This window comes from Alteromonas sp. a30 (assembly GCF_026788005.1).
Classification (GTDB): domain Bacteria; phylum Pseudomonadota; class Gammaproteobacteria; order Enterobacterales; family Alteromonadaceae; genus Paraneptunicella.
The window spans coordinates 99,226-120,102 of the sequence record NZ_JABEPE010000012.1; the positions used below are offsets into that span (position 1 = coordinate 99,226).

General features: G+C 42.8%; 17 protein-coding genes. 12 read left to right on the forward strand and 5 right to left on the reverse strand.

Going from position 1 to position 20,877, the window contains the following annotated elements:
• Nucleotides 1–168: 168 nt before the first annotated feature.
• From HJG39_RS12865 to HJG39_RS12890, 6 genes are all read left to right on the forward strand, one after another.
• The gene (locus HJG39_RS12865; RefSeq protein WP_268409643.1) at nucleotides 169–1,089 is read left to right on the forward strand and encodes a GGDEF domain-containing protein; all 921 of its coding nucleotides are present in this window, start codon (nucleotides 169–171) and stop codon (nucleotides 1,087–1,089) included.
• A gap of 3 nt (nucleotides 1,090–1,092) precedes the next feature.
• A complete protein-coding gene (locus HJG39_RS12870) occupies nucleotides 1,093–2,106 on the forward strand; it encodes a helix-turn-helix transcriptional regulator (RefSeq protein ID WP_268409644.1) in 1,014 nt (337 codons plus the stop codon).
• Nucleotides 2,107–2,274: 168 nt separating this feature from the next.
• On the forward strand, nucleotides 2,275–2,412 hold the full coding sequence (locus HJG39_RS12875) for a hypothetical protein (protein WP_268409645.1): 138 nt from the start codon (nucleotides 2,275–2,277) through the stop codon (nucleotides 2,410–2,412).
• A gap of 251 nt (nucleotides 2,413–2,663) precedes the next feature.
• A complete protein-coding gene (acnD, locus tag HJG39_RS12880; RefSeq protein WP_268409646.1) occupies nucleotides 2,664–5,261 on the forward strand; it encodes a Fe/S-dependent 2-methylisocitrate dehydratase AcnD in 2,598 nt (865 codons plus the stop codon).
• Nucleotides 5,262–5,285: 24 nt separating this feature from the next.
• Nucleotides 5,286–6,467, forward strand: a complete 1,182-nt coding sequence (gene prpF / locus HJG39_RS12885) for a 2-methylaconitate cis-trans isomerase PrpF (RefSeq protein WP_268409647.1) — start codon at nucleotides 5,286–5,288, stop codon at nucleotides 6,465–6,467.
• Between the two features lie 211 nt (nucleotides 6,468–6,678).
• A complete protein-coding gene (locus HJG39_RS12890) occupies nucleotides 6,679–7,113 on the forward strand; it encodes a hypothetical protein (protein ID WP_268409648.1) in 435 nt (144 codons plus the stop codon).
• A gap of 66 nt (nucleotides 7,114–7,179) precedes the next feature.
• Here HJG39_RS12890 and HJG39_RS12895 read toward each other — a convergent pair whose 3' ends face one another.
• Entirely contained in the window at nucleotides 7,180–8,403 is a 1,224-nt protein-coding gene (locus tag HJG39_RS12895) for an NAD(P)/FAD-dependent oxidoreductase (protein WP_268409649.1), read from the reverse strand.
• A gap of 559 nt (nucleotides 8,404–8,962) precedes the next feature.
• Between HJG39_RS12895 and HJG39_RS12900 the strand changes: the two genes are divergently transcribed.
• Nucleotides 8,963–9,412 carry a hypothetical protein gene (locus tag HJG39_RS12900; protein WP_268409650.1) on the forward strand — a complete coding sequence of 150 codons (450 nt, stop codon included), beginning with the start codon at nucleotides 8,963–8,965 and terminating at the stop codon, nucleotides 9,410–9,412.
• A 97-nt stretch (nucleotides 9,413–9,509) separates the two neighbouring features.
• Here the strand turns inward: HJG39_RS12900 and HJG39_RS12905 are convergent, their stop codons facing one another.
• Nucleotides 9,510–10,139, reverse strand: a complete 630-nt coding sequence (locus tag HJG39_RS12905) for a calcium-binding protein (protein ID WP_268409651.1) — start codon at nucleotides 10,137–10,139, stop codon at nucleotides 9,510–9,512.
• Nucleotides 10,140–10,293: 154 nt separating this feature from the next.
• On the opposite strand from HJG39_RS12905, the gene HJG39_RS12910 reads away from it, so the two are divergent.
• From HJG39_RS12910 to HJG39_RS12930, 5 genes are all read left to right on the forward strand, one after another.
• Nucleotides 10,294–11,952: an ATP-binding cassette domain-containing protein gene (locus HJG39_RS12910; protein ID WP_268409652.1), complete on the forward strand. Its 1,659-nt coding sequence runs from the start codon at nucleotides 10,294–10,296 to the stop codon at nucleotides 11,950–11,952.
• A gap of 55 nt (nucleotides 11,953–12,007) precedes the next feature.
• Nucleotides 12,008–13,084 (forward strand): agmatine deiminase family protein, encoded by a 1,077-nt coding sequence (locus tag HJG39_RS12915; RefSeq protein ID WP_268409653.1) that lies wholly within the window; start codon nucleotides 12,008–12,010, stop codon nucleotides 13,082–13,084.
• Entirely contained in the window at nucleotides 13,071–13,958 is an 888-nt protein-coding gene (locus HJG39_RS12920; RefSeq protein ID WP_268409654.1) for a carbon-nitrogen hydrolase, read from the forward strand. The genes HJG39_RS12915 and HJG39_RS12920 overlap by 14 nt, the downstream gene beginning before the upstream one ends.
• Nucleotides 13,959–14,094: 136 nt before the next feature.
• Entirely contained in the window at nucleotides 14,095–15,441 is a 1,347-nt protein-coding gene (locus tag HJG39_RS12925) for a M16 family metallopeptidase (RefSeq protein WP_442781025.1), read from the forward strand.
• Nucleotides 15,425–16,855, forward strand: a complete 1,431-nt coding sequence (locus HJG39_RS12930) for a M16 family metallopeptidase (protein ID WP_268409655.1) — start codon at nucleotides 15,425–15,427, stop codon at nucleotides 16,853–16,855. The genes HJG39_RS12925 and HJG39_RS12930 overlap by 17 nt, the downstream gene beginning before the upstream one ends.
• A gap of 54 nt (nucleotides 16,856–16,909) precedes the next feature.
• Here HJG39_RS12930 and HJG39_RS12935 read toward each other — a convergent pair whose 3' ends face one another.
• The 3 genes from HJG39_RS12935 to ggt all read right to left on the reverse strand — a co-directional run bounded on the left by HJG39_RS12935 (nucleotide 16,910) and on the right by ggt (nucleotide 20,635).
• Entirely contained in the window at nucleotides 16,910–17,908 is a 999-nt protein-coding gene (locus HJG39_RS12935) for an acyltransferase (protein ID WP_268409656.1), read from the reverse strand.
• A 68-nt stretch (nucleotides 17,909–17,976) separates the two neighbouring features.
• Nucleotides 17,977–18,900, reverse strand: a complete 924-nt coding sequence (locus tag HJG39_RS12940) for a Dyp-type peroxidase (RefSeq protein ID WP_268409657.1) — start codon at nucleotides 18,898–18,900, stop codon at nucleotides 17,977–17,979.
• Nucleotides 18,901–18,946: 46 nt separating this feature from the next.
• Nucleotides 18,947–20,635: a gamma-glutamyltransferase gene (gene ggt / locus HJG39_RS12945; protein WP_268409658.1), complete on the reverse strand. Its 1,689-nt coding sequence runs from the start codon at nucleotides 20,633–20,635 to the stop codon at nucleotides 18,947–18,949.
• Between the last annotated feature and the right edge of the window lie 242 nt (nucleotides 20,636–20,877).

Below are 20,877 nucleotides of genomic sequence, written 5' to 3' on the forward strand. Positions count from 1 at the left end.
TGTTTAATAAGAACTTTTTAATTCAAAGACAATAAGCGCCGTGTTTATTCACCACCTATTGCCATAAAAATGTCAATTGCCTGAGCTAAAATGACCCTACTTTGATTAAGCAATTGAAAATACAATCTTGCCCATTCTTGTTCTATTTGTCTCAACACTGGCTAAACCATGAATTTCAACTTACTTCGGCTCCACAGCAAACTCATTGTGTTTAATCTTGTTTTGCTATCGCTTGCGCTATTTATGACGTGGTTTACGGGCGAAGCTAAACTCACTCAACATATCGATTGGCTTGATGTGACCGGCGAAGGCGGCACCGCTTTAATGGTGTTTATTTGGATATTCTTTGTGCTAATTAGTCGCCCTGCTGGCCGCGTAACTAACCTATTAGTGGTGGGCTTAGGTTTTTTGCATACATCATTGCAGCTTGATTTGTTAGACGAGTTTTTCAATCAAAAACCACAGTATGAATGGCTGCGTGCTTATGAATCGATCCCGGCTCCTATCGGCATGATTATTCTCACGCTTGGCTTATATCACTGGCACAGAGAACAACTATCGATGAACGCACAATTGCTTAGGCGAGAGCGGGTTTATCGTGAGCATGGTTTGATTGACTACATCACTGGTTTGTATTCTGCCGAATACATGGCGCAGCAAATTCAAACCGAACTTGACGCCGTGCAGCAACAAAGTAAAACGCATTTTAGTGTATTAATGTTAGATATTGACCAATTCGACACTTTTGTTCGCCACTATGGCGATGCCCAAGGCGACCGATTCTTACGTGAGCTTTCAGAGCTAATGCTAATGAATATTCGGGAAACTGACCTCGCTTGTCGTTATGCCGGCGATCGTTTCATTATTATTTTGCCAGAAACCACGCTGCCAGAAGCCGAGCATATTAGTCAGCAATTACAGCAATCTGTGGCACATTTGGCGTTTAAACCCGCACGCAGTCATGAAGCGGTGTATCAACATATCAGCGTTAGCGCTTGCAGTAGTGAGTCATGTTCTTCAGTTGCCGCCTTGCTTTCCACGCTTAACTTGCAAATGGAAAGCATTAAACAAAAAAACGGGAAAGCGTAGGCAGTGTCTCGTTGTTGGTTTGAACTGGATGATAAAATTTTCGATAGTCATCCTATTGTGGCGCGACTCATCGACCTTGCTGTTCAGCGGGGCGCGAATTGTGATGCCTTGTTACGCGGTACAGGCATTTTTTATCAGGATGTGCAGCTCAACCGAACCACATTAAGTTATCAACAAATCAGTAAACTCATAGCGAATGCCGAGAAACAAGTTACTTCCCAAGATTTAAGCTTTTTATTAGGACGGCGACTATTCCCTTCGAATTTAGGCGACATCGGTTTATTGCTCAGTAATACCCGCCACCTCAACAACATGTTACGCATGATGCAGTGCTTTCAAATATTGCTGTTTCCTTATTTGCAAACGCATGTGGAACGCCACGAGGCGCATACCTACCTGATTTTGAATCCGGCGATTGCCGAAAACGATCAACTTCGTTTTTTTATCGAGTTGCTTTGCGCAGCGATTCACAGCGCATGCAAATGGCAACTGGGGGAGATCGTGCCGCTACATTTTTACTTCACCTTTCCTCGGCCTCGCAATATTTACCAATATGAAGAGAACTTGGGCTTTCGGCTGCACTTCTCACAATCACTTTGCATGATTAGCGCCCCTAATGAATGGCTATACAAAAGCACACCAGAAAGTAGCAAATTAGTTCGCCAGCAAAAACGCTTGCACAGCCAACAATTGCGTAACACGCAGCCGTTTAAATGCGGATTAATTCAGTATGTTTGTGAACGTATTAGACATGCTCCAAGCGCTAGTCTTGAAGATATTGCTGAGCAAATGCATATCAGCCCAGCCACGTTAAAACGTAAGCTCAAACAACACGGTACACAATTTCAAAAGCTACAAGATCGCGTGCGAATGCAAAGCGCGTTATTCGATTTAAAAATTCGCGGGTTAGGAAATAAAGACGTCGCCCAAAAATTGGGATTTTCCGACCTTGCCAATTTCCGCAGAGCGTTTAAACGCTGGACAGGCATGACGCCCAAAGAAGTAAAGCAGGTTTAACCTTTCTCTATTCGTGCTTTATGTTTTAATACTTCGCTTTAGACGCTCTCAACTTCAGAGTCTCTGTTCATTCTTAAAATATCCTTCACCGCACCTTGTAAAACCTTCATTTTGAATTAGATTTAAATAAAGCCTTTGCTTTAAATCCGTACTCTAGGTGGTTTGTTTATGCATGTAATACTCTTTACGCTTTCCCTATATTTACTGACTTACGAAACTGATGGGCAGTACGTTGCCAATCCAGAAATAAATAACGTTTCGTCGCAAATCTACGTCGATTATTGCCCCAATCCCTCGGCCAGCTAAATCCAAACGCTTATGAACACTCTCATGGACGAGAAGCGTTGAGCACTTGAATATAACGTAAGTCATAAATCATTCTGCACCACGATTCAGCTCTCTTGCTTGTGTACTGTCACTTTTCCTTTGCATAAGACCAAAGACCCAACGCCTGCTGCATCTAAACAGGTAAATTATGTGGTACACTTCGCGACCAAAATATTCAAAACAAAGTCTTACTATTGTTCTTTTCTAGATTCTAAAAGACGGAAGGTAAAATGAACTCTACATACCGCAAACCCTTGGCAGGTACCCCATTAGATTATTTTGATACGCGAGAGGCAGTCAATGCGATTACCCTAGGCGCCTTTGAAAAGCTTCCTTACACTTCTCGTGTGTTAGCGGAAAACCTTGTTCGCCGCTGTGAGCCAGAAAAACTCGAAGCATCACTTCGTCAAATCATTGAGCGTAAGCGTGAACTTGATTTTCCTTGGTTCCCTGCTCGTGTGGTATGCCATGATATTTTAGGACAAACCGCGCTAGTTGATTTAGCTGGCCTGCGTGACGCGATTGCAGAAAAGGGCGGCGCCCCCGCGAAAGTCAACCCAGTAGTGCCTACGCAACTGATTGTTGACCACTCTCTTGCGGTTGAACATGCGGGCTTTGAGAAAGACGCGTTTGAGAAAAACCGCGCCATTGAAGATCGCCGTAACGAAGACCGTTTCCACTTTATCAACTGGACCAAAACGGCATTCAAAAACGTGGATGTGATCCAGCCCGGTAACGGCATCATGCACCAAATCAACCTAGAGAAAATGTCGCCGGTTATTCAAGCGCGCGACGGGGTTGCCTTCCCAGATACCTTAGTCGGTACAGACTCACACACACCGCACGTTGATGCCCTAGGCGTTATCGCTATCGGTGTGGGCGGTTTAGAAGCAGAAAACGTGATGTTAGGTCGTGCTTCTTACATGCGCCTACCCGATATTATCGGCGTAGAAATGACAGGCAAACCGCAACCGGGCATTACCGCTACTGACATCGTACTTGCACTGACTGAATTCTTACGTCAAGAACGTGTGGTGTCCTCTTACTTAGAGTTTTACGGCGAAGGCGTGGCTCACTTAACTCTTGGCGACCGCGCTACTATTTCCAACATGACACCAGAATACGGCGCCACGGCTGCGATGTTCTACATCGATCAACAAACCATTGATTACTTACGTTTAACGGGTCGTGAAGAATCACAAATTAAGTTGGTCGAAACTTACGCAAAGGAAACTGGCCTTTGGGCAGACAGCCTTGTTGATGCCGAATACGAGCGCGTACTTAAGTTTGATTTATCATCTGTAGTTCGCAACATTGCCGGTCCATCCAATCCGCATCGTCGCGTACCCACTTCAGAATTAGCAGAGCGCGGTATTGCAGGCAAAGTAGAAAACGAAGAAGGCAAAATGCCAGATGGCGCGGTGATCATTGCGGCTATCACTAGCTGTACAAACACCAGCAACCCTCGCAACGTAATTGCCGCTGGCTTATTAGCGCGTAACGCCAACGCCAAAGGCTTAACTCGTAAACCTTGGGTGAAATCATCACTGGCCCCGGGTTCAAAAGCGGTAAAACTATATCTTGAAGAATCCGATTTATTGCCAGAATTAGAACAACTAGGTTTTGGTGTGGTTGCCTTTGCTTGTACCACTTGTAACGGTATGAGCGGCGCTCTCGATCCAAAAATCCAGCAGGAAGTGATTGATCGCGACTTGTACGCAACCGCAGTGCTTTCCGGTAATCGTAACTTCGATGGTCGTATTCACCCTTATGCCAAACAAGCATTTTTGGCATCTCCACCATTAGTCGTTGCATACGCTATTGCGGGTACAGTGCGTTTCGACATTGAAAAAGACGTGTTAGGCACAGACCAAAACGGCAATCCTGTTACCTTAAAAGACATCTGGCCAAGCGATGAAGAGATTGATGCGGTAGTTGCCAAGAGTGTCAAACCCGAACACTTCCGCAAGGTTTACGATCCTATGTTCAACTTATCGGTTGATTACGGCGACGACGTTAACCCGCTTTATGACTGGCGTCCGCAGTCAACTTACATTCGCCGCCCGCCATACTGGGAAGGCGCATTAGCTGGTGAGCGCACATTAAAAGGGATGCGCCCTCTTGCGATTTTAGGCGACAACATCACTACCGACCATTTATCACCGTCCAACGCTATTTTGGCGAGCAGTGCCGCCGGTGAATATTTGGCGAAAATGGGCTTGCCCGAAGAAGACTTTAACTCTTATGCAACGCACCGTGGTGATCACTTAACTGCGCAACGTGCCACTTTCGCTAATCCGAAATTGTTCAACGAAATGGTGAAGGATGACAACGGCGAAGTGAAGCAAGGTTCTTTTGCGCGTGTTGAGCCAGAAGGTAAAGTCACACGCATGTGGGAAGCCATTGAAACCTACATGGAACGCAAGCAAAACCTGATTATCGTTGCTGGCGCGGATTACGGTCAGGGTAGTTCACGCGACTGGGCAGCAAAAGGTGTTCGCCTAGCGGGCGTGGAAGTCATTGTCGCTGAAGGTTTTGAGCGCATTCACCGTACCAACCTTATAGGCATGGGCGTATTACCGCTAGAGTTTTTGCCGGGTATAAACCGTCACACCCTAACATTAGACGGAACCGAAACTTACGAAGTTACAGGCGAGTTAACACCGGGCGCCGAACTGACCCTTATCGTGCATCGTACCAATGGTGAAACCGCAGAAGCAAAAGTGAAATGTCGTTTGGATACCGCAGAAGAAGTGTCTGTATACAGCGCAGGTGGTGTCCTTCAACGCTTTGCTCAAGACTTCCTTGAGTCAGAAGCAGTTAAATAATTTTGGGTGACAGCGAGAACCAATATGGCTCATAAACCTCAAGTAAAAATCCCTGCGACCTATATGCGCGGGGGAACCAGTAAAGGCGTTTTCTTTAATCTGGCAGACTTACCAGATAAAGCGCAAATGGCAGGCGAACCGCGCGACAAACTGTTGTTGCGCGTGATTGGCAGCCCTGACCCTTACGGAAAACACACAGACGGCATGGGCGGCGCAACTTCAAGCACCAGCAAAACCGTTATTTTATCGAGAAGCTCACAACCGGATCACGATGTCGATTACTTGTTTGGACAAGTTGCCATCGACAAACCTTTTGTTGATTGGAGCGGCAATTGCGGCAACTTATCAGCGGCGGTGGGCTCCTTTGCTATTGCTAGCGGATTAGTTGATGCCGAACGCATTCCCGAAAATGGCATTGCTACCGTGCGAATTTGGCAAGCCAATATCAAAAAGACCATTATTGCCCAAGTGCCAATCACCAACGGCGAAGTGCAAGAAACAGGGGACTTTGAGTTAGATGGCGTCACCTTCCCTGCCGCAGAAGTACAAGTTGAGTTTTTAGATCCCGCCGATGGTGAAGGATCGATGTTCCCAACTGGCAATCTAGTGGATGATTTGGTGGTGCCGGGCGTTGGCACATTCCAAGCGACCATGATCAACGCAGGTATTCCAACCATCTTTGTGAATGCAGAAGAGATTGGCTACACCGGCAAAGAGCTTCAAGACGACATCAATAACGACAACGCCGCGCTCGAAAAATTCGAAACCATTCGTGCCCACGGTGCATTAAGGATGGGATTAATCTCCGACTTATCCGAAGCGGCTCAGCGTCAGCATACCCCTAAAATTGCCTATGTTGCCCCACCACAAGCCTACACGGCATCCAGTGGCAAAGCCGTACAAGAAAACGATATTGATTTGTTAGTGCGTGCGCTTTCGATGGGGAAATTACATCACGCCATGATGGGCACCGCCGCCGTCGCCATTGCCACAGCGGCTGCTATTCCCGGCACCTTGGTTAACTTAGCGGCTGGTGGTGGCGCTCGTGACGCAGTCCGCTTCGGCCATCCCTCTGGCACGCTAAAAGTAGGCGCAGAGGCCAAAGAAGTTAATGGCGAATGGACAGCAACCAAAGCGATTATGAGTCGTAGTGCTCGAGTATTAATGGAAGGCTGGGTTCGTGTTCCCGGCGACACATTAGACTAAAATCACACCGTCACATAATAAACCACTCAATACGGTTTTAATTATTCACTCCTAATAAATTAAAACCGTATTCTCTCTCATACAAAAGTCATTTCGATAAGTTTTTACTCCGTTGACTTTCATATTTGAATCATTAGACTCGATTAAAAACAAGTAATGGATTACAAATTTTGCCAATTAGGTGAAATCGTATTTTTAATGGAGAAGTTAAATGGATTTACGTTTTATTCCGCAAACCATCGGACCGGAAGCCGAGATTATTAATGTAAAAGTCGCCCCACAGTTATTTAACCTACTTGAACTTGCAAGCATTGAATTAGGCAACGATAGTCCAGAGTATCACTCTGCCATCCTTAGTTTTTTCCTCGATAAGCTATCGAAACAACAGTTTTCTCCTTTTGTTGTTAATCGCCAATTAAATCATGGGATCCTTAAAGGAAAAGCGATGAAAACAATTACGTTTAGTGGCTGGGAATTGAGTCAACGCATCAGTTTAATTAGAGCCAAATCTTGCCTGAATGCAACCGGCGATATTATCAAATTAGTTATTTTGAATATTTACGAAGAAGTCTTAAAAGAAAGAAAAGTGAAGCAAATTCAGAAAGTACGAAAACAAATAGCTCAATTCCACACACTCTATATTTGAGCAACACCACTTTGGATATATTGACTAAATAGCCCGTCATTAAAACGGGCTATTCTCTGATTAGTATTAGGCGGCGCGTCTTTCCCAAAATATAGCCGTACTCCAACGTCTTTCTTGTGCGTAATACGACAGTTTTTCAGCTTCAAACTGATGCCAAATACGCTCTAATTGCTGTTGGAATTCAAACGATATAGCCGTTTTACTCACCTCTGATTCAATGCCAAAGTTTATAATTAACTCACTTAACTGCATCGCACTTGCCATCGCCTGAAATAGCGCCTGTGAGCTTAATGGATCCAAACTCATCGCGGCATCGCCCACAGCGAACCAATTATTCATATCAGGCGCTAACAAACGCGAAGAGTTAACATTTTTAACACCACAATGCGCTTCACTGCCCGAAATCCGTTTTGCCAAAACCTTTTTCAACTCAGGAATAAATTGCGCTGCTTTGATTAAAGACTCCGTGGATGTCAGCAATCCGGTATCAAGCAAATCGCTATCGGTTTGATAAGAAAGCAGCATTAGTGTGCCGTTACCACTAGGCGCTGTAGTTTGAGGTTGCTGATGTAATGAAGTTTCAGGAATAGGAGAGCAATACCACCAGCCATTCTCTGCTGGATGGACGCTGCTGATTTCGTTACTTTCTTTAGAGCGATAAGTCATCCAGACAGAAACTAGTTGATCTTCTTGTGCATACCTAGCGCCTTGTTGATTTGCAAAGGTTGCCTGACGACCTGTAGCTTCGACAACGACTTTTGCACTGACAGTTTGTTTATGTTCTGGTGATTCACCACTTAAAAACAAGCGCCACTTATCTTCATGCAAAGCTGATTGTTGAAGTGACAAAGAGCGTAAATCCGGTATCCCTCTTAACACAACCTTTTCTCTAAGTTGTTGCTCAAGCATCCGATGATTCACAATCCACCCTAACCCATCCGGGTTCCTGTGACATCCCAGCGTATGAATTTCTTCATTCCCCCAATCCGAAATCAAACCTCGTCGCGAACAAAGGTGTTTGCTTAAAATGTCATCAAGAGAAAGTTTTTCAAGTATATAACGAGCGGAATAAGGAAGTGTTTCACCTAAATATATTGGCTGAGAGCGCTCAACATCAACGAGCGTTACGGAATAATGAGGAGCAAGCGCTAAAGCAGTAATACAACCACCAATACCAGCACCAATAATCGCTATATCAGTTTCAATAACTTGCCCATAACTGCCCGAAATAGAACACTCATCAAATGAATGTTGCTGCTCAAATAGTGACTCATTTCTTACGCTACTCATGTTATTCCCTACAAGCTATGTCTCGCCTCAAAAAATGGGCAAAAAGCATACAATTAGGAACAGTTTAATAACGGTTGGAAACTTTGCCTATTAGACTAATGTTTATATCTACGTATTAATTGCAACAACAAGCCATACTCGAAGTATAGTCATATATATCAAATAGTTAATTAAGTATTTAAGAAATAAAAGAAGATAATGGGTTAAAATATTACTTATTTATTTATCTTGACGAGGGTAAAAAAACAACAATATTGAGATTTATGTCACTATTGGCGTATTTTTATATATAATATTAATTAATTTTACATAATAAAAAGTATAAAAATTAAGCAATTCGAGAAATGCTTTTCCATTTTCAGGTGTCGCGGACATCAAAATCTATTTATCGGCAAAAGCATGCCGCTTTAACACTTCTTTGCCGTTTAATCCTCCGCCAAACACCACACAAAATAGTAGAAATTAACGCAGACTCTCAATTTAAGGTCGTTTTTAGCTTTTATATCTTGGCATGAAAAATGCTATTTAATCGTTATCAGTTATAAAAAACGGAAGAGCTATGGATACTATCCAATCAAATCAATTGTCGAATGCAGTACCAATCACAGCCGGTACAAACGTCACACCACAAGGTGAACTAATTCAAGGAGATCGTTTCGATAAAAATCCCCTAGAGAAACTCCAGCTTTTCAGCGAAGCCGAAGAACAAGCTCTGCGTGAGAAACAACTCAATGAGAAAGTAGAAACACTCATTGAATTTAATGGTCAACCTCTTGCTGCATTTGGTGCAGATGGGTTCAAGACCTTTTTCAAGAATGCTGACGGTGCTTTAGCCAGTAGATTCAACCCGAACGATAAGGAAGGTATTATTGCAGCGTTAAAAGACAAATATGGAGATAAGCTTGACATAACTCAGTTCAACGAAGCTAATGCCCCTTCCCGAGCCGATATATATGACAAAGCTTATGGAGCAGCCTTTTCCCGCAATCCAGTCAACACTTTTGCTTAAGGAAATGGAAATGCTATCAGACTTATTAAGAAAGCGTGTCCCAAAACTGGGTACACGCTTCTACAATCATATTTCTTAGTATATTACTAGCTGAACGTCAGAAGAAGTTATCGGTATCGTAATAAACCCCATCGCTGCCAACAATAAATTCAATTTGGTTTGGATTTCCAATTCCGCCCACAAAGAAATCTTCAATAATCGCTCCGGTATTGATAAAGCCATCGGCAACATCATCATTACTGGTAACATGTAAATTATCACCAATTCGGTATAAAAATAACTCTGCTCCCGCAACATCTATCATTTGCAGAGTATCTTCTCCACCACCAAAGCCTGGATTGGCCGCAGCGGAAAGATCATCGTTTATGGTGTCAAAACCAATATTACTTTCAGATGAATAATAAAGATCGTCTTCTGTACCGCCAAATAATCTGTCATCGCCTGGCCCCCCGTACAGTGTATCTTTACCTTGTCCTCCAACAAGTAAGTCGTCTCCAGCACTACCTAGGAGCAGATCATTGCCATTCTCACCAAGTAGGATGTCATTATTTCCTTTCCCATCCAGCTGATCATTTCCGTTTCCACCAAAAATGTAATCAACATATTGGTTACCAGAGACGATATCATCTCCACCTAAAGCATAAATACTATTTGCAGTCTCACCGCCTGTCGGAATCAAGCTAGAAGTGTATACATCATTCCCAGATGTCAAAGTATCAGAAGCCATAAATACTCCATTATAAAAATTAAATTACCAAATAAATAATCCAACGTAAAACTAAATCGCCTGAATTAAAAAACATATTTACACGAATTAAAGATTTAGTTCAAACTATTAAACAGTTCAATAAAGCCGAATAAAACAACTTAAAGCTACCCGAATGGAAAAATATAATCCAAGAAAAAAAAGTCTTATAAATCTTATTTACCAGAACAAGATTTTAATCATAAAACTTATATCAATAAGCTTAATCATTAACTTACTCGCACTGACACCATCACTTTATATCATTGAAATATATAGATTATCTTTATCTGTAGACAATATTGAGAGTATCATAGGAGTAACATTTATCGCATTAGTATCGATTAATTTAATGGCAAGAATAGAAGATTATCGAGCATCTATTTTCAATGATCACATAAGCAAAAAAATACCCTCTAAAACAAATTTATTCACCCAAAAAAAGAACATCAATATAAGTAAAAACCAGTTTATTAACGACGTAAGATCTTTATGGAGTTTCTCTAGAAGCCAAATAACAACATCTTTTTTTGATTTGCCATTTATACCGATATACCTTTTTGCTTTAACCTTTCTTCATCCCCTCTTTGGAATCACTACTGTATTAACATTAGCAATACTAATTTCGGTCCCTTTTAAAGTAAGCGACCAATCCCATCAAAACAGTCTAAAAACAAACCAACATGAAAAGTCACTTTATGACCTACTTCACTCCATTGAAAACACAAGTAATAAGATAACCAGCAAAAAATTAAACTTAGGTAGAAACGCTGTTTGGAAACAAAGAGTAGAAAACGTATTTAATAGCACAAATAAGGAAACTCATTACTTGGCAAGAACCAACAAAGCTCTTAAATATGTCCGAGGAAGCAGCCAAATTATTTTTTTAGCCTGTGGAGGGTGCTTAATCTTCTCAAAACACATTGACCCTATTGTTTTAATTGCTGCAACAATTTTATTTAACAAGGCACTCTCACCAATCGATACGCTTACACTGTCATGGGGGGTAGTGCGCAATATGTTAGGTAAAACATGGAGGTTAGAAGCAGAGCTAAATCCTCAGAATAAATCTAGTTATGCTTGTAAAGTAGACCTCTCCATCAAAACAGTTGAAATTAGAGAACTTACGTTCAATAAATTACATCAAGTCAGCGTTCTTTTTGAAGAAGGGAAGGCTACTGGGATAATAGGCTCATCTGGGGCTGGGAAAAGTCTATTGTGCCGTATCCTAAGCGGTGTACAACCTTTACCCACAGAAAACCTATTCTTAAACGGAGATAAAGCTGAATGTTACTCACAACTCTCTGACAACACCTGTTACGTCCCTCAACAAGTCAGCCTTATTTCTGGCACTGTGATTGAAAATATTACCAATTTTGGGAAAGTAAAACCTCAGCAAGCCATCAATATTGCTATTAAATTAGGAATCCACCAAGAAATTATGAGCTTACCCCAAGCTTACGCAACCAATATTGATGAAAACAAACATTTAATTTCAACCAATTTAAAAACCCTTATCGCGCTTGCCACAGCCGTGATAGATCCCCCAAAAATTCTTATCTTTGATAATATTGTTTCGTCACTTGACGAGGTTGGCGAAAAGCGCTTTTACTCCTTAATAAATGAGCTAAAAAAAGCAGGTCATATTGTAATTGTCACATCCTACAAAAAGACCTTGTTAGCTAACATGGATACTGTTGTTGTATTAAACCTCGGTAAAATAACACTTCAAGGAGAGTTCAATGCTGTTGTCAGTAAACTAAAGCAAAGCAAGTCACTGAACACTGTTGGTTGAGCCCTTAATTACTTGCTAAAATTCTCAGCAATTTATTCCAACGCAGCGATACTTGATGCAACAACTTTTACCTGAATGGGCTGAACAAGAGGCTATTCTGCTTGCTTGGCCAGACATGAGCACCGATTGGGCTCCTTGGCTTGATGAGGTTAGGCAGACCTACCTTTCGCTTATCAGCGAGATTAACGCGGCTGATGTGCCTGTTATCATTTTGATGCAGCCGTATGTTATAGAGGAAGCGCAATCTCTTATTAACAAGTGGAATCAATCTAAACCCGTTCAGGTGACGCAACTACTCATTCTTCCCGCTGACTATAACGACACTTGGTTTCGTGATTTTGGTTTTTTAACTTGTGCAACTGACAGTGGCAACCGCGCACTGGATTTTGATTTCAACGGGTGGGGCAACAAATTTGATGCCTCGTTAGATACGCAAGTGACGGCTCGTTATTTTGCCTCGTTATTGCAGCACGAGCCGATAAAGGTCAACTTTACATTAGAGGGTGGCGCACTAGAAATCGACGCCAATGGGCATTTATTGTCAACCCAACTGTGTTTGTCTAACCCGGAACGCAATGGTAATTGGGATGCGGAAAAGCATTTATCAATCTTCACCGAGCATCTTGGTGCGACAAAAATCAGCATTTTGCAACACGGGCATTTGGAAGGCGATGATACTGATGGTCACATAGATACATTGGTACGCTTCACACCGAATAACAGCGTGGTAGTGCAATCCTGCTCTAATCGTCCCGAAGACAGTCACTTTGCGGGGTTAAAAGCCTTGGTTGAAGAATGTCAGCTTCGCATTAAACCTGAGCATATTTTTGAACTGCCATTACCTTCAATTTTTAATGACGATAAAGAACGACTCCCTGCTTCATATGCGAACTTTCTGATCTGCAATCAGCATATTTTTGCGCCCATTTACCAAGAAAGCGAGGATAAAACCGCCATTGATACACTTAAAAAAGCCTATCCTAACTTTCGTATTGTTCCCATTAATTGTCGCTCTTTAGTACAACAATTCGGCAGTTTACACTGCATTACAATGCAAGTACCCTGCAACACCTTAAAATCTGAGGTCATCACTCTCGCTAAATCTGGAATACGCATTTATGAGCAAGCTTAAAATAGGTTTGGTGCAACAAGCGGTTGCCAACAACGACAAACAAATAAGCTGGGAACGCACAGCAAAAGAAGTGACAGCGCTTGCACAACAAGGTTGTCAATTAGTGATGCTACAAGAGCTCCACAGCACCTTATATTTCTGTCAGGAAGAAAATACTGACTATTTTGATTTAGCCGAACCCATTCCCGGCCCAGCAACAGACTTTTTCGGTCATTTGGCAGAATCGCTCGATATTGTATTAGTCACCTCTTTGTTTGAAAAACGCAGCGCAGGTTTATATCACAATACGGCGGTTGTATTTGATGGCGATAAAGGCATGGTCGGAAAATACCGTAAAATGCACATTCCTGATGATCCCGGGTTTTATGAAAAGTTTTATTTTACGCCCGGAGACATGGGTTTTGAGCCTATCCAAACAAGTGTGGGGAAACTCGGGCTACTTGTGTGCTGGGACCAGTGGTATCCAGAGGCGGCTCGCTTAATGGCCATGGCTGGCGCAGAAATACTGCTTTATCCAACCGCTATTGGCTGGGATAAAACCGATACGCCAGAAGAGCAAAAGCGCCAGCATGATGCATGGTTTACCATTCAGCGGGCTCACGCCGTTGCAAACTCATTGCCTGTTATTGTGGCCAACCGCACGGGCTTTGAAGCATCGCCACAGGCTGGCGAACCGGGTATTGAGTTCTGGGGACAAAGCTTTATCGCGGGGCCACAAGGGGAAGTATTAGCGTTGGCCGCTTCTGATAAAGAAGAAAACTTAATGGTAGAACTCGACATGGCACGATGCGAATCCGTTCGTCGCATCTGGCCTTATTTCCGAGATCGCCGCATCGACGCTTACGACGATCTGCTAAAGCGCTGGCGAGATTAGCTCAATTCCAAGCGCCTGAGCATTTTGTTATTCTTACACATTTCCTATAGTTATCGAGCCTGAATTCGGTTGTAATACAGGCTCAAAATTCGGGTGCTAAGCATTCAATTCTTCACACATTCAGCAGGTAACAAACATGCGATTAACCTCTTTGAGATCCTGTTTATTATGGCTGTTAGCGAGTATGTATATACCCTGTGCGCTAGCCATATCGGAAAAGGACGTCAACACTTTTACACTTAAAAATGACATGAAATTTTTGGTGATGGAAGATGATTCTATCCCCAATGCAACGCTATATATTTTCTGGAAAGTAGGGTCGCGTAACGAAGCCCCCGGCACGACAGGGATCGCTCATTTTTTTGAACACATGATGTTTAATGGCGCTAAAAAATACGGCCCCAAAATGTTCGATAAAGTGATGGAAGCCAATGGAGGCTCCAACAACGCTTACACCTCGGAAAACATTACCGCTTATATGGAGTGGTTTCCTGCGGATAAACTAGAAGTGATGTTCGATTTAGAGGCTGACCGTATTGCTCACTTAGACATTGCCTCAAACACCGTTGAAAGCGAACGAGGAGTAGTGACGTCGGAGCGCATTACCGGTTTAGAAAACTCTAACTTTCGCACCATCGCAGAAGAAGTAAAAAATGCAGCTTTCAGAGCGCATCCTTATAGCTGGCCTGTTATTGGTCATGCATCCGATATCGCCAACTGGTCTTTAGAAGATTTAAAGTCCTTCCACAAAACCTACTATGCGCCTAATAATGCAGTGGCAGTTGTGATTGGGGCAGTCAAAACAAGCAAAGTAAAAGCACTCGCCAAGCAATACTTTGAGCCAATCCCCAAACAACCTGCTCCCAAAGAAATCCATACTGTGGAACCAGAACAAAAAGGTGAACGTCGCGTTTATGTACAGAAAGATTCTGCCACTTCACCCAACATTTTAATGGGCTACCATATTCCAGCCAATACCCATGAAGACCGTTATGCACTTGATTTGCTATCGGACATTCTTACCTCAGGCAATCGTTCTCGTCTAAAAGACGCACTTATTTTCGAACAAAAAGTGGCTAACAGCTTGTTCTCTTATTTGCCCAATAGCTTCGATCCAAACCTATTTTATGTATACGCCGTGGCGAGCCAATCAACCGATGCGGCAACACTTGAGAAATCGTTATTGAAAGAGATTTATCGCATCCAAAAAGAAGGGGTTACTGAAGCTGAACTACAACGCGTTAAGAATCAAAAAGAAGTCGACTTCTATCGCCAAATTGCCACCATCAGTGACCGCGCCAATTTACTAGGCTCATTTGAAGTGTTTTATGGCGATTACAAAGCCTTATTCACTGCCCCAGAAGCTTATGCCAAGGTCACAACGGAAGATATTCAACGCGTTGCTCAAACCTATTTAACCAAAAAGAATCGCACCGTTGGCGTTTTAGATTCTCAGGAGGACAAAGATGAAATCGCGCTTTAACTGGTCACTTTCTTCTACGGTATTCACCCTTATCATGCTGGCTTGGAGCCACATGATATTCGCTCAAAGCCGCTTTACTTTACCAGACTACGACACCGTGACGTTGAATAATGGTATTAAAGTCTATTTGATGGAACAACACGAAGTCCCCATGCTCGACATTAACATTGTGGTCAGCAGTGGCGCAGTGTCAGACTCTAAGTTGGCAGGTGAGGCGCAAGCTACCGCGCAAAGTTTGTTGTTAGGAACAAAATCGTTAACACGCGAGCAGTTAGAAGAAACCTTTGAATCGGTTGGAGCGGATGTGGACGCTCAAGCGTCAATGGAATACAGCGTAATAAGTGCCTCCTTTTTAGCTAAAGATGATCAACAAATACTGCCCATTCTCGCGAGTATGTTACAACATCCCCGCTTTGATGAAGACGAGTTTAACGGTTTCAAACAACGTCATATCGACTCTCTCAAGCAACTAAAAGAAAGCCCTCGTAATGTGTCGACTCACTACTTTAAGCAGTTAGTCATGCACGGTCATCCGTATCAAAATATTATTGATGGCACACAAAACAGTATCGAATCTATGACACTGGAACATGTGGCACGCTTTTACCGGAAACACTATGCTCCACAAAACACTGCAATCATCGCAGTAGGGGACTTTTCTTCTGACGCTATGTTGAAAAAGCTAAATGCGCAATTTGGTCAATGGCAAAATGACGACTTTGAGACTTCTAATATTGATGAGGAGTTAGCTAATGTCCCCAAAGCACCTTCTGAGGCTAAAGTGCTACTTGTGAATAAGTCGGATTCGCGCCAGAGCACTTTTGTGATTGGCGGGGTAGGTATTCCACGTAAGAATCCCGATTATGTTTCTTTACAGGTACTCAACACGATTTTAGGCGGCCGCTTTACCTCTTGGTTAAACAGTGAATTGCGGGTGAATTCTGGTCTCACTTATGGCGCTCGAAGCCAGTTTTCCTACTATAAACATACGGGCTTGTTTTATCTTTCCTCGTTTACCAAAGTCGAATCCACGGAAAAAGCGCTCGATTTAGCGCTACAAACATACGCCAGACTTTGGGAAAAGGGTATCGATAAGGCTACACTCGACTCAGCTAAAGCCTATGTAAAAGGTCAATTCCCACCGAATTACGAAACATCCAGCCAACTTGCTCGTTTGCTACGCAGTATGCATATCTATGGTTTCGATGAGAGTTACATCAATCAATTTCAAGCTAATGTCGATTCGCTAACGGTAGAGAAAGCCGCAAAACTTGTCGCCCAATACTTCCCCAAAGATCATTTACAAATGTTGGTGATTGGTAAAGCGGATGAAATCCGTGATGTGGTGAAGAAATATGGCAAAGTGATTGAAGTCGATATAAGCACACCCGGGTTTTCTATTCCCTCGCACTAACTCAAATGCTCACTGCAACACTTAGCAGTGAGCTTTCTTTTCTATCTTCCAAAGTTAAATTACGCGCTTCAGAAGCGGAATGTGACTAATTAAGTAAACAACCAACGTTGAAACCAGCGCCACAACGACTGAAAGAACCGGAATGGAAATCAATGGATGGGCATCACTTAAGTGAAATGCGCTGCTTTGTAGCGTTTCCAAAAAAATGGGGTGAATCAAATAAATCCCCAAGGTTAACAACGATAATTTTCGGCAAAATCCAGCATTTATCATTGGCTTATCCCATGACTTAAGTAAGTACATTAAGCTAATCGACATGGGTATAACGCTAATACTGACATATCCATAAAAATAGTATCCAAATGCTTCTTTTGTTTCTAATGCAAGCAGATAGCAACCGACACAGGTGAAAACACCTGTCCCTAAAAAAACCAGCCAGAGTAAGCCTTGAGCGGGTTTTCGTTTATCATTTCGAATGTAATAGCCAAGGAAAAAATAAGGGATGTATTGTAAAAACCAATTGAAAAACCACCGGCTACTCCCATCCACAAACACGTCGGCGGCAAAATTTAACGCGGATAAAACGAACAGTGCAGCAGTCAATACTCCTAATTCTGATTGAGAACTTTGCGCAACAACTTTACGAAAGAAAGGCGTGAACAAATATAAGATCACAATCATGTACAGGAACCACATATGATAATGAGGTTTACCGGACACAATACGCTTGAGCATTCCTAAAACTGAAAGGCTTTCACCATTAAATATGGCCCAGCCCAAATAGAGAATAGACCAAAATACGATTGGAATGAGTATCTTAGAAAGTCGTTTAAAATAAAAACTCGATAAACTTTCTTGCTTGTTAGGGTCGAGCAATAGTGCCCCACTAATCATAACAAACACAGGAACGCACCAACGTACCATAGAGTCCATGACATTACTGACCCACCAAGCGAAGGAACCAAAATCATTACTTGTTAATGGGCCTGCCGCAACATGCAGAATGAGTACAGCATAGATTGCGATAATTCTAGCGTTATCCAACCAAAACATGAGCGTTCCTTCTTAGTTATCAGTCCAAGGCGTTTCAAGAAAATAGCCGCGTATTCTAAAGCGCTCTGTTACTGCTTTCCATTGCGTTTGATAAAATCGATTGAGGGAGCAAAAAAGGCGGCACCAGTTTCCGCCGTTGTGTAGTCGAGTAAATGATCATGGTGTCCATGTCCATCACCCATCATCATGCTTCGCAACATTTTGGTAAAAGGCATGGGGCTTTTGCAACAGGAGACAAAGTACAATCCCTGCTCTTTCATATCCCCATAAGGCATGCTTTGACGCAGAATTTCTAAACTATTTCCTTCATCATCCTTCAAGGAGGTGCGTTTAGTGTGTGCAAATGGCGCTTTCTCATTGGATTTAAATTCAACATCGTCTTCCTTTGTTCTACCAAAGATTTGTTCCTGCTGTGCAACCGTTAATTTGTCCCATTTTTCCAGATTGTGTCGATAGCGCTGAACATGGATATAACTGCCTCCGACGAAGTCAGGATCGTCATCGCCCACAATGGCAACATCAAATTTATGCATTCCTCTTGGATTTTCTGTGCCATCAACGAAACCGGTAAGGTCTCGCCCATCTAAATAGCGGAAGCCTTTCACCTGTTCAACCAAATCAACGTGCGGACGAAGTAATTCGTATACATCCACGCCAATAGCGTGGCAAATATCGGCTCTATCTGCTCGAATTTGAATAAACAAATCGTAAGGGACAACAGGAGCATGGCGGTCATCGTAATGCATGTCGGGAAAAGGCGCTATTTCTTGCGGTAATAAACCAGGGTACAACTCCAACCAATAATTGCTGCCAACGGCAATAACACCAGAAACCATTGCTTCGTAATGTTCATTATCGTAATGCTGAAATATGTTTAATGCTTCCACCAGCTTTTTACGCATTGGTGCATCATGGTCTTCGAGCACATTAAACATAAGAAATAGCGCGTGTAAGTTAGGCTCTGCGCAGATGCCTTTTTGAGCTTGGGCCATGAAAAAATGTCACTTCTCAGGGAGTTAGTACCATACAGGGTACTGTTTAGTACCCTGCTGCTTGACCGTCTTTACGGCTTTCTGATGCACCGTAATATACACCAGTCTGGGGATCTCGCATAATAGCTTGATAACCACCAAACCACCCCGAAACATCTCTTAATACATGCCCTTTTTGGATTAACGCACGCTCAACTTCGTAATCAAAACCTTTCTCTAAGCTAATATAACCACCATCACTCATCACCTCACCGGTTGGCTGACTGGAGCCACTATGAAGTATGCGTGGTGCGTCACCCGCCTCTTGCAGATTCATACCAAAATCAATCATGTTCATGATGATTTGTGCGTGCATCTGTGGTTGGGCACCGCCGCCCATCACCCCAAAACTTAACCACGGTTGTCCGTTTTTGGTTACAAATGCAGGAATGATCGTGTGAAATGGACGCTTACCGGGAGCATAAGCATTGAAGTGGTCTTTTTGTAACGCAAATAACTCGCCACGATTTTGCAAAATAAAACCCAGCCCATGAGGTGTCATACCTGAGCCCATTCCTCGATAATTACTTTGAATCAGCGACACCATATTACCGTCTTTATCAGCCGTGGTAAGATAGATGGTGTCACCTTCATAGGGGCCGGCATCGTAACGCTTTGCCGCTTGATCTGGCTTAATTAGCTGCTTGCGCTGCTCAGCATATTTCTTAGAAATCAACCAATCCACTGGCGTTTTATTGAAATCGGGATCGGTGTAATATTTCGCTCTATCTTCGAAAGCCAGTTTTTTGGCTTCAACAAAGGTATGGATATACTGTTCACTACCAAAACCCATTCCTTCAACATCAAACTGTTCCATAACATTCAAGATTTGTAATGCCGCAATCCCTTGACCATTTGGGGGTAATTCCCATACATCGTAACCACGATAATTACTGGAAACGGGCTCTACCCATTCAGACTGATGCGAAGCCAAGTCTTCATACGATAAAAAGCCACCTTGCTCTTTCATATATGACGCAATAATTCGGGCAATATCCCCTTTGTAAAACGCATCACGCCCACCAGAGGCAATCTTTTCATAGGTTGCCGCTAAACCGGGATTTTTAAAAATTTCGCCTTTTCGTGGCGTTCTGCCGTTTGGCATATAGGTTTCTTTAAAACCGGGGTATTCACCTAAACGAGAGACAGAACGGTTCATGTAATAAGCAATTAATTCACTCACAGGAAATCCATCACGCGCATATTTAATTGCTGGCGCTAAAATATCTGACATTGGTAACTTGCCAAACTTCGCATGTAGTTCGAACCAGCCGTCGACGGCTCCGGGTACAGAAACGGGTAGCGGTCCGTAAGATGGTATTTTGTTGAGCCCAAGTTTTTCAAAATACTCTGCTTTTAACGATTTAGGCGAGCGTCCTGAGCCGTTTAGTCCATGGAGCTTCTTACTTTTACTGTCCCACACTATGGCAAATAAATCGCCACCTATTCCATTGCCAGTGGGTTCAACCAAACCCAATACGGCATTGGCTGCAATTGCCGCATCAATAGCATTTCCACCTTTTTTAAGAATATCTAAGGCTACTTGCGTCGCTAATGGCTGGCTAGTTGCTGCCATCCCATGTTGAGCGATCACTTCTGAGCGACTGGCAAAAGCTTTCCCGGTAATCCTATCGTAAGCGTGGGCGCTGCTAGTGACACATAACAGCACACATATAAAACTGAAAAATCTGGTCATTTACTTCTCCAAATACGCGTTGTTTGCTTAATATCATAGCACTACAACACTCTATTTGAGTCTGTGTTTTTATCAGATTCGACGGAACACATACCATTACGACGAAAAGAAAAAAGCCCGGTAAAACCGGGCGTTGCCTTGAAAAAAAGATTGGAGGAACGAGCTTTTTAGTAAACAGCCTACACAGGATTAAGCAATTAACTAAGCTTCTACTTATTATGTTTGGGGTTTTGCCAACGTGA

Coding starts and splice junctions, on each gene's coding strand:
- HJG39_RS12865 (WP_268409643.1), top strand. CDS start 169: ATGAATTTCAACTTACTTCGGCTCCACAGCAAACTCATTGTGTTTAAT.
- HJG39_RS12875 (WP_268409645.1), top strand. CDS start 2,275: ATGCATGTAATACTCTTTACGCTTTCCCTATATTTACTGACTTACGAA.
- acnD (WP_268409646.1), top strand. CDS start 2,664: ATGAACTCTACATACCGCAAACCCTTGGCAGGTACCCCATTAGATTAT.
- prpF (WP_268409647.1), top strand. CDS start 5,286: ATGGCTCATAAACCTCAAGTAAAAATCCCTGCGACCTATATGCGCGGG.
- HJG39_RS12890 (WP_268409648.1), top strand. CDS start 6,679: ATGGATTTACGTTTTATTCCGCAAACCATCGGACCGGAAGCCGAGATT.
- HJG39_RS12895 (WP_268409649.1), bottom strand. CDS start 8,403: ATGAGTAGCGTAAGAAATGAGTCACTATTTGAGCAGCAACATTCATTT.
- HJG39_RS12900 (WP_268409650.1), top strand. CDS start 8,963: ATGGATACTATCCAATCAAATCAATTGTCGAATGCAGTACCAATCACA.
- HJG39_RS12905 (WP_268409651.1), bottom strand. CDS start 10,139: ATGGCTTCTGATACTTTGACATCTGGGAATGATGTATACACTTCTAGC.
- HJG39_RS12910 (WP_268409652.1), top strand. CDS start 10,294: ATGGAAAAATATAATCCAAGAAAAAAAAGTCTTATAAATCTTATTTAC.
- HJG39_RS12915 (WP_268409653.1), top strand. CDS start 12,008: ATGCAACAACTTTTACCTGAATGGGCTGAACAAGAGGCTATTCTGCTT.
- HJG39_RS12920 (WP_268409654.1), top strand. CDS start 13,071: ATGAGCAAGCTTAAAATAGGTTTGGTGCAACAAGCGGTTGCCAACAAC.
- HJG39_RS12925 (WP_442781025.1), top strand. CDS start 14,095: ATGCGATTAACCTCTTTGAGATCCTGTTTATTATGGCTGTTAGCGAGT.
- HJG39_RS12930 (WP_268409655.1), top strand. CDS start 15,425: ATGAAATCGCGCTTTAACTGGTCACTTTCTTCTACGGTATTCACCCTT.
- HJG39_RS12935 (WP_268409656.1), bottom strand. CDS start 17,908: ATGTTTTGGTTGGATAACGCTAGAATTATCGCAATCTATGCTGTACTC.
- HJG39_RS12940 (WP_268409657.1), bottom strand. CDS start 18,900: ATGGCCCAAGCTCAAAAAGGCATCTGCGCAGAGCCTAACTTACACGCG.
- ggt (WP_268409658.1), bottom strand. CDS start 20,635: ATGACCAGATTTTTCAGTTTTATATGTGTGCTGTTATGTGTCACTAGC.